Source organism: Xanthomonas sp. XNM01, assembly GCF_014851915.1.
Lineage (GTDB): Bacteria > Pseudomonadota > Gammaproteobacteria > Xanthomonadales > Xanthomonadaceae > Pseudoxanthomonas.
In genome coordinates this window covers 1-12729 of the sequence record NZ_JACVAP010000005.1, presented here as the reverse complement: position 1 = coordinate 12729, position 12729 = coordinate 1, and the positions used below count along the sequence as shown (strand labels likewise).

The 12729-nt window shown below is 72.5% G+C and carries 10 protein-coding genes; 4 read left to right on the top strand and 6 right to left on the bottom strand.

What is annotated here, in order from left to right; genetic code table 11:
• Positions 1-44 precede the first annotated feature (44 nt).
• From IB242_RS16770 to IB242_RS16760, 3 genes are read left to right on the top strand one after another with little or no spacing between them, the layout of a single operon-like run.
• The gene (locus tag IB242_RS16770; protein ID WP_192282270.1) at positions 45-1304 is read left to right on the top strand and encodes a TolC family protein; all 1260 of its coding nucleotides are present in this window, start codon (positions 45-47) and stop codon (positions 1302-1304) included.
• 29 nt (positions 1305-1333) lie between these two features.
• Positions 1334-2470, top strand: coding sequence for an efflux RND transporter periplasmic adaptor subunit (locus tag IB242_RS16765; RefSeq protein WP_192282268.1), 1137 nt, complete (start codon positions 1334-1336; stop codon positions 2468-2470).
• Positions 2467-5565, top strand: coding sequence for a CusA/CzcA family heavy metal efflux RND transporter (locus IB242_RS16760; protein WP_192282266.1), 3099 nt, complete (start codon positions 2467-2469; stop codon positions 5563-5565). The genes IB242_RS16765 and IB242_RS16760 overlap by 4 nt, the downstream gene beginning before the upstream one ends.
• A 46-nt stretch (positions 5566-5611) precedes the next feature.
• Here the strand turns inward: IB242_RS16760 and IB242_RS16755 are convergent, their stop codons facing one another.
• From IB242_RS16755 to IB242_RS16730, 6 genes are read right to left on the bottom strand one after another with little or no spacing between them, the layout of a single operon-like run.
• Positions 5612-7156 carry an OmpA family protein gene (locus IB242_RS16755; protein WP_192282264.1) on the bottom strand — a complete coding sequence of 515 codons (1545 nt, stop codon included), beginning with the start codon at positions 7154-7156 and terminating at the stop codon, positions 5612-5614.
• 44 nt (positions 7157-7200) lie between these two features.
• Positions 7201-8142 (bottom strand): epimerase, encoded by a 942-nt coding sequence (locus IB242_RS16750; RefSeq protein ID WP_192282262.1) that lies wholly within the window; start codon positions 8140-8142, stop codon positions 7201-7203.
• Positions 8139-9077 (bottom strand): 2-dehydropantoate 2-reductase, encoded by a 939-nt coding sequence (panE, locus tag IB242_RS16745; protein ID WP_192282261.1) that lies wholly within the window; start codon positions 9075-9077, stop codon positions 8139-8141. Before panE ends, IB242_RS16750 begins: the two co-directional genes overlap by 4 nt.
• A gap of 49 nt (positions 9078-9126) precedes the next feature.
• Positions 9127-9900: a hypothetical protein gene (locus tag IB242_RS16740; RefSeq protein ID WP_225540798.1), complete on the bottom strand. Its 774-nt coding sequence runs from the start codon at positions 9898-9900 to the stop codon at positions 9127-9129.
• 13 nt (positions 9901-9913) lie between these two features.
• Positions 9914-10699 carry an ABC transporter permease gene (locus tag IB242_RS16735; protein ID WP_192282259.1) on the bottom strand — a complete coding sequence of 262 codons (786 nt, stop codon included), beginning with the start codon at positions 10697-10699 and terminating at the stop codon, positions 9914-9916.
• Complete coding sequence (locus tag IB242_RS16730; RefSeq protein ID WP_192282257.1) at positions 10696-11649, bottom strand: ABC transporter ATP-binding protein; 954 nt, start codon at positions 11647-11649, stop codon at positions 10696-10698. Before IB242_RS16730 ends, IB242_RS16735 begins: the two co-directional genes overlap by 4 nt.
• A 139-nt stretch (positions 11650-11788) precedes the next feature.
• On the opposite strand from IB242_RS16730, the gene IB242_RS16725 reads away from it, so the two are divergent.
• Entirely contained in the window at positions 11789-12511 is a 723-nt protein-coding gene (locus IB242_RS16725; RefSeq protein WP_225540797.1) for a ferredoxin--NADP reductase, read from the top strand.
• Positions 12512-12729 lie beyond the last annotated feature (218 nt).

Genomic DNA, 12729 nt, shown 5'->3' with positions numbered 1-12729 from the left:
CACGGGAAAGTTTCAGGCAAGGGCGGCACCTTACCGTGCCGCAGATGAATTCCCCACGTCTGTTGCTGATGTGCGCGGCGCTGCTGGCGCCGTTGCCTGCCGCCGCATTGCGCCTGGCCGATGCCGAACGCCTGATGCTGGCCAACGATCCGGCGCTGACCGCCGCGCGCATCGAGCTGCGCGGCAGCCAGGGCGACCTGGTCGCCGCGGGCCGTCGCCCGGTCGCCGAACTCGCGCTGGGCACGTCCAAGTACAGCCGCATCGAAGGCCTCGGCCCCGGGCGCCTGCACGACAAACGGCTGGACAGCACCGCCGGCGTCGGCTGGACCTGGGAACGCGGCGGCAAGCGCCGGCTGCGCCTGCAGCAGGCCGGCGCGCTGCTCGACGCGGCCGCGCTCGACCTGGCCGATGCCGGACGCCTGCAGCGGCTGGCCCTGCGCGAGGCCTACTTCGGGCTGAAGGCGGCGCAGGAAACGCTGGCGGTGGCCGAGGCCGACCGCGCGCAGTCGGCCGAAGCGATGGCCGCGATCGCGCACCAGGTCCGGGTCGGCGCGGTGGCGGCGATCGAGCGCGACCGCCTGCAGGTCGAGGACCTGAAACTGGCCAGCGCGCAGCGCGCGGCGATGCTCGACCTGCTGGACGCGCAGCAGGCGCTGGCATTGCTGCTCGGCGAGGGGATCGACCCGCAGCAGCTGCAGGCCGAGGACCCATGGCCGCAGCCGCAGGCCTGGTCCGAGGCCGATACCGCCGCGGTGCTGGAACGGCGCGCCGACCTGCGCGCGGCCGCGCAGCGGGTCCAGGCCGCCGACAGCGGGCGGGCGCTGGCGCGCAGCCTGCGCAGGCGCGACATCGGCCTGGGCATCGAGGCCGAGCGCGAGCCGACCGACGTGGCCGGGTTGACCTGGGGCGTGTCGATCAGCGTGCCGCTGCATGGCCCGGGCCATTACCGCGGCGAGATCGTCCGTGCCGAGGCCGATTACGACCTGGCCGCGCTGGAGCAGCGCGTGGCGGTGGACGCGGCCACCCGCGAGCTGCAGCGGCTGCGCCAGGCGCTGCACCAGGCCGATGCGCGCCTGCGTGACTACGAGGACGCCCTGGCGCCCGCCGCGCAGGCCGCGCGCGAGGGCATGGAACTGGCTTACCGGCGCGGCGCCGCGTCGCTGACCGACCTGCTCGATGCGCGCCGCGCCGCACGCGAGGCCGACCTCGACCTGATCGAGGCGCGCGCCGCCCATGCGCTGGCACTGGCGCAGTGGCAGGCGGCGACCCGCACCACCGACACCGCAGACGAGAGCGTCCGATGATTCCTGATTCCCGCCGTCGGCCGCGCCAGATGCGGCCCCTCCTGCTGCTGGCCGGCAGCGCCCTGCTGCTGATGGCCGCGGCCTGCCAGCGTGCGCCGGAGGACGCGGTCGCCGCGCCGCGGATCGAGGGCGAGCGCATCGTGTTCGCGCCCGACAGCCCGCAGCTGGGCGTGCTGCACAGCGCGCCGGCCGCGCGCGATGCCGCCCCCGAGCTCGACCTGCCGGCGCGCCTGGCCTGGGACGACACCCGCACCGGCTACCTGCGCGCGGCCGTGCCGGGCGTGGTCGCCGCGATCGAGGCCGCGCCGGGCGACCGGGTCGAGGCCGGCCAGGTGCTGGCCTGGATCGCCTCGCCCGACTACGCCGGCCTGCGCGCCGACGGCATCCGCGGCGACGCCGAACTGCGGCAGGCGCGCAACGAACTGGCGCGCGTGCGCGAACTGCACGCGGCCGGGGTCGCCTCCGGGCGCGAACTGGACGAGGCGCGCACCGCGCTGGCCGCCGCCGAGGCCGAACACGGCCGCAGCGCCGCCGGACTGCGCGCGTTCGGTGGCGGCAGCGGCAACGACCCGCGCCTGCCGCTGCGCGCGCCGCTGGCCGGCACCGTGCTCGAACGCCGGCTCAGCCCCGGCATGACCGTCGGCCCGGACGACGAGGCGCCGCTGGTGGTGGTCGGCGATCCCGCCCGGCTGTGGCTGCTGGTCGACATTCCCGAACACCTGGCCGGCGCGGTCCAGGCCGGGATGCGCGTGCGCGTCGATGCCGGCGGCGAGCCGCTGCAGGCGACCCTGCAGCACGTGGCCGACCACATCGACCCGGAGCGGCGCGTGGTCGCCGCGCGCGCCGAGCTGGACAACGCCGCACGCCGGTTCAAGGCCGGGCAGCTGCTGCGCGCGCGGGTGACACTGGCGGACGATGCCGGCCTGGCCGTGCCCAGCCGCAGCCTGCTGCAGGCCGATGGCCGCCAGGTGGTGTTCGTCGAGGAGGCGCCGGGCCGCTACCGGCGCCAGCCGGTGCAGGCGCAGCTGCTGGCCGGTGGCCGCGCACGCATCGCCGCGGGCCTGGACGCCGATGCGCGCGTGGTGGTCGATGGCAGCCTGCTGCTGCAGCAGCTGCTCGACCAGGGCGGCACCGGCGGCGTCGACGACGCGCAGGGCGCGCCATGATCGATCGCCTGGTCGCCTACTGCCTGCGCCAGCCGGTCATGGTGATGATCGGCCTGCTGCTGTTCGTCGGCGCCTCGGCGCTGGCGTTCCGCGAGCTGCCGGTCGAAGCCTTCCCGGACGTCTCCGACACCCAGGTCACCGTGGTCACCCTGCATCCGGGCCGCGCCGCCGAGGAGGTCGAACGCGAGGTCACGATGCCGCTGGAGGTGGCGCTGACCGGCATCCCGCACGCGGTGCGCGTGTTCTCCCATACCCAGTTCGGGCTGTCGATGGTGATCATCACCTTCGACGACGGTGCCGACGACTACTTCGCCCGCGCCCAGGTGCTGGAGCGGCTGCAGGACGTGGACCTGCCCGATGGCGTGCATCCGGGCATCGAGGCGATGAGTTCGGCGGTCGGCGAGATCTACCGCTACGTGCTGCGCGGCGACCACCTGAGTTCGACCGAACTGCGCACGCTGCAGGAATGGGTGATGGAGCGGCAGCTGCGCACCGTGCCTGGCGTGGCCGACGTGGTCAGCTTCGGCGGCTGGCTGCGCACCTTCCAGGTCGCGCCCGACCTGGACCGGCTGCGCGGCGCCGGGATCGGGCTGGACGATTTCGTGCGCGCGCTCGAAGAAGGCAGCGCCAACGCCGGCGGCGGCTACGTCGAGGTCGGCCAGCAGCAGTACCTGGTGCGCGGCGTCGGCCTGATGCAGGACCCCGAAGAGATCGGCGCGGTGGTGGTGGCCGAACGCGGCGGCACGCCGGTGCTGGTGCGCGACCTGGCCACGGTGATCGACACCGGCCTGCCGCGCCAGGGCCTGGTCGGCCACGACGGCAACGACGACGCGGTCTACGGCATGGTGCGCATGCGCAAGGGCGAGAACCCGTCGCTGGTGCTCGATGCGCTGCACGCACGGATCGAACACATCCAGGCCACCGCGCTCCCGCCCGGGGTGACGATCGAGCCGTTCTACGACCGCTCGTGGCTGGTCTCGACCACGCTGCGCACGGTGTTCGGCAACCTGGTCGAAGGCGCGGTGCTGGTGTTCCTGGTGCTGTGGCTGTTCCTGTACAACGCACGCGCCGCGCTGATCGTGGCGGCGATGATGCCGCTGGCGCTGCTGTCCACGTTCCTGGGCCTGCACCTGTGGGGCGTGCCGGCCAACCTGCTGTCGCTGGGCGCGATGGACTTCGGCATCATCATCGACGGCGCGGTGATCGTGACCGAGCACATCGTCGCCCGGCTCGGCCTGCTGCCGCCCGGCGCCGACCGCGGCACGCGCCTGCGCACGGTGCTCGAGGCGACCCGCGAGGTCGGGCGGCCGACGTTCTTCTCGATGATCATCATCGTTGCCGCGCACATCCCGATCTTCACCCTGCAGCGGCACGAGGGCCGGATGTTCGCGCCGATGGCGTTCTCGGTGACCTCGGCGCTGATCGGCGCGCTGATCCTGGCGCTCACCGTGGTGCCGCTGCTGTGCTACTGGTGGCTGGGGCGGCGCAAGCGGGCCGAACGCGAGAACCCGGTGATGACGCGGCTGACCGGCTGGTACCGGCCGGTGCTGCTGTGGGCGCTGGTGCGGCCGCGGCGGGTGGTCGGCGTGGCGCTGGCGCTGCTGGTGCTCACGCTGGGCCTGGGCACGCGCCTGGGCACCGAGTTCCTGCCGGAACTGGACGAGGGCTCGATCTGGCTGACCGCCACGCTCGATCCCAGCGTCAGCCTGGGCGAGGCGCAGGCGCAGGCCTCGCGGATCCGCGCGATCGTGCGCGAATTCCCCGAGGTGCAGACCATCGTCTCCCAGCTCGGCCGGCCCGAGGACGGCTCCGACGCCAAGGGCGCCAACCAGATCGAGTCGCTGGTGGCGCTGCATCCGGAGAAGGAGTGGACCCGCGGCATCGGCAAGCCGCTGCTGGTGCGGCAGATCCAGGACGCGCTGGAATCGCGCATCCCCGGCCCGGAGTTCTCGATCTCGCAGCCGGTGCGCGACAACATCCTGGAGGGCATCTCGCAGATCAAGGGCCAGATCGTGATCAAGATCGGCGGCGACGACCTGGCCCAGCTGGACCGGCTGTCGCAGCAGGTGCTTGCCGAGGTGCGCGGCGTGGACGGCGTGGAAAGCGCCTTCATCGACCGCGAGGGCAGCCTGCCGCAGCTGCGCATCGACATCGACCGCGAACGCGCGGCGCGTTACGGCCTGAGCATGAAGGCGATCGACGAGGTGATCGAGACCGCGATCGGCGGGCGCGAGGTCGGCGAGTTCTGGGAAGGCGAACGCCGCTTCCCGATCACCGTGCGCCTGGCCGACGCCGACCGCGAACTGCAGCGGCTGGCGACGGTGCCGGTGGACCTGGGCGACGGCCGCAGGGTGACCCTGGGCGACGTGGCCACCCTGCGCACCACCAGCGGCGCGATCAACATCTCGCGCGACAACGGCCAGCGGGTGCGGGCGGTGAGCATCTTCATCGCCGGCCGCGACATGGGCAGCGTGGTCGCCGAGATGCAGCAGCGCGTGGAGGCGACGGTGGCCCTGCCGCAGGGCTACGAGGTGGTGTGGTCGGGCGAGTTCGAGAACCAGCAGCGCGCGATGACGCGCCTGGCCTGGGTGGTGCCGCTGTCGGTGCTGCTGATCTTCGTGCTGCTGTTCGACGCGTTCAAGAACGTCACCAGCGCCGCGCTGATCATCGTCAACGTGCCGTTCGCGCTGATCGGCGGCATCCTCGCGCTGCTGCTGACCGGCACGCCGCTGTCGGTGTCGGCGGCGATCGGCTTCATCGCGCTGTTCGGCCAGGCGGTGCTCAACGGCGTGGTGATGCTGACCCGCTTCGGCCAGCTCCGCGAGGCCGGCATGCCGCTGTACGAGGCGGTGGTGGAAGGCGCACTGCAGCGCCTGCGCACGGTGCTGATGACCGCGTTGCTGGCGATGTTCGGCCTGGTGCCGATGGCGACCTCGACCGCGATCGGCGCCGAGACCCAGAAGCCGCTGGCGATCGTGGTGATCGGCGGGCTGGTCTCGGCGATGCTGCTGACCCTGGTGGTGCTGCCGGTGCTGTACTACCGGGTGATGGCGCGGCGCGAGCGCCGCGGCGCGCCGGTGATCGCGACCGCATGAGCCGGCACCGCCCACGGCCGGCGGCCGCGGGCGGGCGATGGCGGGTTCAGCGGCGGACCAGTTCGACCCGGCGATTCTTCGCCCGGCCGTCCTCGCTGGCGTTGTCGGCGACCGGCTTGTCCGCACCGAAGCCGACGGCCGCCAGCCGGTCCGCGGCGATGCCCTTGCCGGTCAGCACGGCCACCACCGACCGCGCACGCGCCTGCGACAGGCTGCGGTTGTGCGCGGCCGCGCCGCTGTCGTCGGTATGGCCCTCGATCGACAGCGACAGCGCCGGGTCCTGCTGCAACAGCGCCAGCACCTGGTCCAGCTGCGGCTGCGAGTCGGGCAGGATGTCGGCCTTGTCCACCGCGAAGTTGACCTGGATGGCGACGCGGCCGGCGGCATCGAGCTGGGCCTTGAGCGCCTCTGCCGGCAGCAGGCCGGCGGTCTGCACGAAGCCCTGGCGCTCGGCCACCACGTAGCCGGCGCTCATGTAGCCCAGGTTGGCATGCACCCAGACCTGGCGGCCATCGGCCAGGTCGGCGCGGTAGACGCGGACCTCGTCCTCATGCCAGCTGAAGCCGGCGGCGTGGCTGTAGTTCTGCTTGACCGACTCGTCGACGCTGTCCGATGCCTCCTTCGGGATCCGGCCTGCGAACACCAGCGTGCCGCCGGCCTCGGCCATCGTCGCCTCCAGGTTGCGCCGGACCTCGTGCAGCGAGTACGCGTCGTCGTCCTTGCCGAAATCCAGTTCATAGGTGCGGCCCTCGACCTGCTCGAACGCGCTGCCGGTCCAGAACGGGAACATGTCGTAGTCGCGCGACTTCGGCCGGTTGCGTTCGCGGTAACCGGCCGGTATCGCCAGGTGCGGGAACGCCGGCGACCAGCGCGCGGTCGGCTCGAACGGGATCTGCTCGACCACCGCCATGCCGGCGCTGCGGCTGTCGTAGGAAATCTGGAACCAGATGCTGCGGTCGGCGAGGCGGATCACGTGGACCTGGGTCGGCGTGGTCGCGCTCATGTTGACCGCGTCGATGAAGCCGCCGCCGATCTCGTCCTCCAGCTGCGGGCCGTAGTAGATGTTGCGGTTGAGCGGGCCGTCGAACACCTGCACCGCCCCGGCCTGCTTCAGCACGGCCTCCAGGTTGCGCCGCAGTTCCAGCCCCGAGTATTCCTTGTCGCGGTTGTTGCGCTCCACGCTGATGTGGGCGGACCAGCTGCGGCCCTCGACCCAGTGCACGCCGTCGCCGAGGCGGAACGGAAAGCGCGCCCATGCGCGCAGGTGCGCGCGGTTGATCGGCGCATAGCCGGCCGGCAGCGCGATCACCGGCAGCGCGCCGAGCGTCTGCGTGCTCAGCGGCACGCTGTCCAGATCGAACGCAAGCTCCGGCACCGGCTGTCCGTCCCGGTCCTGCAGGCCGGCGGGCGCGTCCGGTGCGGCGGGCACAGGCGCCGCGGCATCCGTATCGGGCGCGGCAGGCGCGGCCTCGTCCTGGGGGGCATCGGCCGCAGGCGCCGCATCCGTCGGTGCCGTATCGGCTCCCTTGTCGCCACAGGCCGACAACGCCAGCAGCAATGCACTTCCGATCATCCAGTCACGCACACGCATCCGTTCGCTCCCGTCCTGGCCGGGGATCCGGCCGCGGGCCGAGCCTACCCGATGCCGGCGACCGGAGGCGTGGCGGGCGGCACGCTTCCACCATCGCCGTCGGACATGTCGGCCCAGGCCGCCGCGAGACCTTCCCGGTAACTGGGGAACCTCGGCACCCAGCCCAGCCGCTGCCGCGCATGGCGGCTGTCGATGCGCTTGCTGCCGGCGTAGAAGCGGCGCAGGGCCGGCGAGACCTGCGGATCGTCCTCGGCCAGTGCCGGCGGCATCGGCAGGCCGGACAGCGCAGCGGCATGTTCCAGCACCGCGCGCTGCGTGGCCGGGTGGCCATCGGCCAGCGGCCAGACGTGGGGTCCGGCGGGCAGGCCGGCGGCCAGGGCGGCCAGCACCGCGGCGACGATGTCGTCGACGTGGATGCGGTTGAACAGCACGTCCGGCCGGTCCAGCCAGCGCGCGCGGCCCTGTGCCAGCTGCACCAGCGCGTTGCGGCCGGGACCGTAGATGCCGGCCAGGCGGAACAGGTGCAGCGGCACCGCCTGCGCGGCAGCCAGCGCGCGCCACTGCGCCTCGGCCGCCAGCCGCGCGCGGGCGGTGGCGTCGGTGCCATCGGCCGGCGTGTCGGCATCGACGCTGCCGCCATCGCGGCCGGCGTACACCGCCGTCGAGGACAGGTAGCCGAGCCAGCGCAGCCGCGGCAGCGCGATGCCCGATGCGGCAAGGAAGCGTGCCGCCGGATCGCCATCGGCATCGGGCGGGATCGAGGACAGGAGCACGAGCGCCTGCGCGGCGGCCTGGCGCAGCGCATGGCGGTCGTCGGCCGGGAACGGCAGCCGCGCGATGCCGTCGTCCGGTGGTACCGCCGCGACCGCGCGCGTGGTGCCGGTGCAGGGCACGCCGGCGGCCACCAGCGCCGCGGCGATCCGCCGGGCGGTATAGCCCAGGCCGAAGACCAGCACCGGGCCGCTCGCGGCGGCGGCGGTGTTCACCGCGCCGCCAGCGTCGCCTGGTAGCACTGCAGGTGCACCCAGGCCGCCTGCAGCAGCGGATGCGGCAGTCCGGCCGCGGCCGCACGCGCGACCATGTCGCCGACGATGTGCGCCGCCTCGACCCGCGCGCCGGCCTCCAGGTCGCGCAGCATCGAGGCCTTCACGTCCGAACCGGGCTGGGTCAGCCCGGCGCGCGCGGCCTCGCGCGCCGCGTCGCCGACCGGCGTGCCGGCGGCGGCGGCGATCGCCAGGCATTCGTCGTGCAGCGCGGCCATCAGCGCGGCACCGCCGGCGCTCGCGACGATGCTGCCGACGCTGGCGCGCATCAGGCAGGTGCCGGCGGCCAGCGTCGCCAGGAAGCTGAACTTGTTCCACTGCTCCTGCGCGATCGAGGCACTGGCCTTGTGGTCGATGCCGGCCTGCGCGCACAGCGCGGCGAAGGACGCGACGCGTGCACTGTCGCCGCCATCGCGCTCGCCGAAGGTGATCGAGGCCGGGCGGCCCAGGTGCAGCACGGTGCCGTCCTCGCCCTTGGCCGCACTGATGAAGCACAGCCCGCGGAGCACCTGCGCGCGGCCGAAGCGCGCATCCAGCGCCGCGTAGTGCAGCAGCCCGTTGAGGATCGGCAGCACCGTGGTGCCCGGGCCGACCGCCGGCGCGATCGCGTCGATCGAGCTGTCCAGGTCGTAGGCCTTGCAGGACAGGATCACCAGATCGAACGGCCGCGCCTGCGCCAGCGCCGGCAGCGCGTCGGCGGTGACGTGCGCGACCGGGAACGCGGCATCGCCGAGCGGGCTGCGCAGGCGCAGGCCGTCGGCGGCGAGCTGGGCCGCGCGCGCCGGGCGTACCAGGAAGGTGACGTCGGCGCCGTGCTGGGCCAGGCGTCCGCCGAAGTAACCGCCGGTGCCGCCGGCGCCAAGGATCAGGATGCGCATCAGGGTGTCCTCGTTGCGGGTCGTCGGCCGCGCGGACCGCACGGCCGTGTCAGTCGCGTTCGGCGAAGTTGCCGGTGTAGCCGAGCAGCAGGGTGCGTCGCGTCCGCACCGCCGTGGCCAGCGCCTGCCAGGCCTGCTCGCTGCCGGCCGGGCCGTAGACCAGCCGCAGGTCGGCGACCAGGGCGTCCGCCGCCGCGGCGGCCAGCGGCTGCGCCCCGACGAAGCCCAGCCACGAAGCACCGATGCCGAACAGCCGGTAGCCGTGCGCGTCCTGCAGGCGGCGCGCCAGCGCGTGGTTCTGGAAGATGTCCCAGTCGAAGCGGAAGTAGCCGTTGGGCAGGCCGGCGATGAGCAGGTCGTCGCGCGCCACCGGCACGCGCAGCACATGCACCTCGTCGTCCAGCACGGCATCGGGCGCCGCATTCATCGCCGCCAGTGCGTCGATGTCGGCGTCGTTGCATTCGAGCGTGCCGGCCAGCGCGGTCCAGTCGACGCGATGCGCGTCCGCGTCCAGCACCGCGGCGACGTGCGCCAGCCGGTGCAGCGCACGCGCATGCTCGGCGGCCGGGCTCTCGTCCTCGACGTCATGCTCTTCAAGGTAAATCCTGTCGTCCATCGACGCGTGCATGCTGGTGTAGCCGCACTGGCCGAGGTCGTCGAGCGTGCATAGCACGCGCAGCGCGGGGTCGGCGGCGCGCTGCTGCTCGAGGAAGACCAGCAGCGCCTCCAGCGAGGGAATGCCGGTCAGCTGCAGCGCGGCCAGTGCGTTCACCGCACGGAACGGCTGGATCTGTCCGGGCGCGATCGCCTCGATGCGCATCATGCGGGCTCCTGCTTCAGCTGCGCAGGCCGACGCCACGCCGCAGCAACCACAGCGCCAGCGTGCTGAGCAGCGCTACGAAGCCCAGCATCAGCGCATAGGCCACCCATATCGGCACGTCGCTGGTGCCGAGCAGGCCGTAGCGGAACGCGTTGACCATGTAGAACACCGGGTTGGCGTGGGTGGCCGCCTCGGCCCAGGGCGGCAGCAGCTTCACCGAATAGAACACGCCGCCCAGGTAGGTCAGCGGGGTCAGGATGAAGGTCGGCACGATCGCCACGTCGTCGAACTTCTTGGCGTAGACCGCGTTGACGAAGCCGGCCAGCGAGAAGATCGTCGCGCCCAGCAGCACCGTGGTCAGGGTCACCAGCGGATGCGGGATGCGCACGGGCGTGAAGCACATCGCGATGGCCAGCACGATCACGCCGACCATCAGCCCGCGCAGCACCGCGCCGGCCACGTAGCCCCACAGGATCACCCAGTTCGGCATCGGGCTGACCAGCAGCTCCTCGACGTGGCGGCCGAACTTGGCGCCGAAGAACGAGGAGCTGATGTTGCCGTAGCTGTTCTGGATCACGCTCATCATCACCAGGCCCGGCACGATGAACTGCATGTAGCTGTAGCCGTCCATCTGCCGGATCTGCGAGCCGATCAGGCCGCCGAAGATCAGGAAGTACAGGGTCATCGTGATCGCCGGCGGCACCAGGGTCTGGCCCCAGATGCGCAGGATGCGCGAGACCTCGCGGCGCACGATGGTGCCCAGCGCGACCCAGTTGCGGGCGGTGTTGGACGGGCCGCTCATGCCTTGCTCTCCTGCTGCCCGGTCATGCGCACGAACAGTTCCTCCAGCCGGTTGCTCTTGGTGCGCATCGAGCGCACCCGGATGCCGGACGCATCCAGCGCGGCGAACACGCGGTTCAGATCCATCGCCCGCGGCATGTCCAGGTCCAGGGTGTGGCCGTCGATCACGCTCAGGGTGGCGCCCTCGATCGCCGGCAGCTGCGCCGGCAGGTCGCCGTCGATGTCGAACAGGAAGCCCTCGACGTCGAGCTGGGCCAGCAGCGCGCGCATCGGGCCCTGCTGCACGATCGTGCCGCGGTCGATGATCGCCAGGTTGCGGCACAGGCTCTCGGCTTCTTCCAGGTAGTGCGTGGTCAGGATGATCGTGGTGCCGGCGGCGTTGATCTCCTTCAGCACCCGCCACATGTCGCGGCGGATCTCGATGTCCACGCCGGCGGTCGGCTCGTCCAGGATCAGCAGCCGCGGCGAGGTCATCATCGCGCGGGCGATCATCAGCCGGCGTTTCATGCCGCCGGACAGGGTCCGGCTCATCACGTTGGCCTTGTCCCACAGGTGGGCGCGGCGCAGCTCGGTCTCGGCCAGGGCCAGCGCCTGCTCGCGCGGCACGCCGTAGAAGCCGGCGTAGTTGACCAGGATGTCGATGGGCTTTTCGAACAGGTTGAAGTTGATCTCCTGAGGCACCAGGCCGATCAGGCGCATCGCGTCGCTGCGCCGGGCGACCAGGTCGGTGCCGAACACCTCGACCGTGCCCTCGGACAGGTTCACCAGCGAGCTGACGATGCCGATCAGGGTCGACTTGCCGGCGCCGTTGGGGCCGAGCAGGGCGAAGAAATCGCCGGGCAGCACGTCCAGCGACACGCCCCGCAGGGCCTGCACGCCGTTGTCGTAGGTCTTGCGCAGTTCGCGCACGCGCAGCGCCGGGGGCGCCGCTTCGGTTACCGCGGAATTCATGGGGGCCTTCGCGCCGGGGCACGGCGCCGGATGGAGCTGCCGGTATTATAGGTGCCCGCCGCGACCCACCCCGGCGACACTCCGTTGCGAAACCGCCCCCGTGCCCGTCCAGTTCCCGCTCCGCCTCGTCGACCGCCGCATGCTGGCGCCCTCCATCGGCCACTACACGCTGGCGCGCGACGACGGCCAGCCGCTGGACTTCGCCCCCGGCCAGTTCATCCAGGTCCATTTCGACTACGCCGACGGCACCCCGACCAGGCGCAGCTACTCGCTGGCGACCCTGCACGACCACGCGCTGGGCCCGGGCGAGGCGGTGGAGATCGCGGTCAGCTTCGTCCCCGGCGGCGCGGCCACCGCGCTGTTCGAAGGGCTGTCCATCGGCGACCATGTCCAGGCCAGCGGCCCGTTCGGCCGCTTCTGCCTGCAGCCCAACGACCGCAACCGCCGCTACCTGCTGATCGCCACCGGCACCGGCGTGACCCCGTACCGCTCCATGCTGCCGCTGCTGGAGAAGGCGATGGCCGGGCGCGGGATCGAGGTCGTGCTGCTGTTCGGCGCGCGCACCCCGGCCGAGCTGCTGTACGGCGACGAGTTCCGCGCCTTCGCCGACGCGCATCCGGGCTTCCGCTTCGTGCCCTGCTTCTCGCGCGAGCTGCCGGCCACCGGTTCGGCGCACGCGCATGCCGACGTGCGCCATGGCTACGTGCAGCAGCACCTGGCCGAGTTCGCGCCCGATGCGGCCGGCGACATCGCCTACCTGTGCGGCAACCCGGCGATGGTCGACACCTGTTTCGAGACCCTTCGCGCGGCGGGGTTCGGACCGGCTGCGATCCGGCGCGAGAAGTACGTCAGCAGCAAGTAAGGCTTCGCGCCGGATCCCCGGCCACGTGCAGCGCACGCGGCGCGCGGCGGTCATGCGAGCCGGTGGCTCGCCAGCATGCCCGCCTTGCCCAGCGCGAGAAGTACGTCAGCAGCAAGTAAGGCTTCGCGCCGGATCCCCGGCCACGTGCAGCGCACGCGGCGCGCGGCGGTCATGCGAGCCGGTGGCTCGCCAGCATGCCCGCCTTGCCCAGCGCGAGA

Excerpts from the sequence above, each read along its gene's own strand:
- IB242_RS16740 (WP_225540798.1), bottom strand. The coding sequence starts at position 9,900 with ATGATGCGCATCGAGGCGATCGCGCCCGGACAGATCCAGCCGTTCCGT.
- IB242_RS16755 (WP_192282264.1), bottom strand. The coding sequence starts at position 7,156 with ATGCGTGTGCGTGACTGGATGATCGGAAGTGCATTGCTGCTGGCGTTG.
- IB242_RS16770 (WP_192282270.1), top strand. The coding sequence starts at position 45 with ATGAATTCCCCACGTCTGTTGCTGATGTGCGCGGCGCTGCTGGCGCCG.
- IB242_RS16735 (WP_192282259.1), bottom strand. The coding sequence starts at position 10,699 with ATGAGCGGCCCGTCCAACACCGCCCGCAACTGGGTCGCGCTGGGCACC.
- IB242_RS16760 (WP_192282266.1), top strand. The coding sequence starts at position 2,467 with ATGATCGATCGCCTGGTCGCCTACTGCCTGCGCCAGCCGGTCATGGTG.
- IB242_RS16725 (WP_225540797.1), top strand. The coding sequence starts at position 11,789 with ATGCTGGCGCCCTCCATCGGCCACTACACGCTGGCGCGCGACGACGGC.
- panE (WP_192282261.1), bottom strand. The coding sequence starts at position 9,077 with ATGCGCATCCTGATCCTTGGCGCCGGCGGCACCGGCGGTTACTTCGGC.
- IB242_RS16730 (WP_192282257.1), bottom strand. The coding sequence starts at position 11,649 with ATGAATTCCGCGGTAACCGAAGCGGCGCCCCCGGCGCTGCGCGTGCGC.
- IB242_RS16765 (WP_192282268.1), top strand. The coding sequence starts at position 1,334 with ATGCGGCCCCTCCTGCTGCTGGCCGGCAGCGCCCTGCTGCTGATGGCC.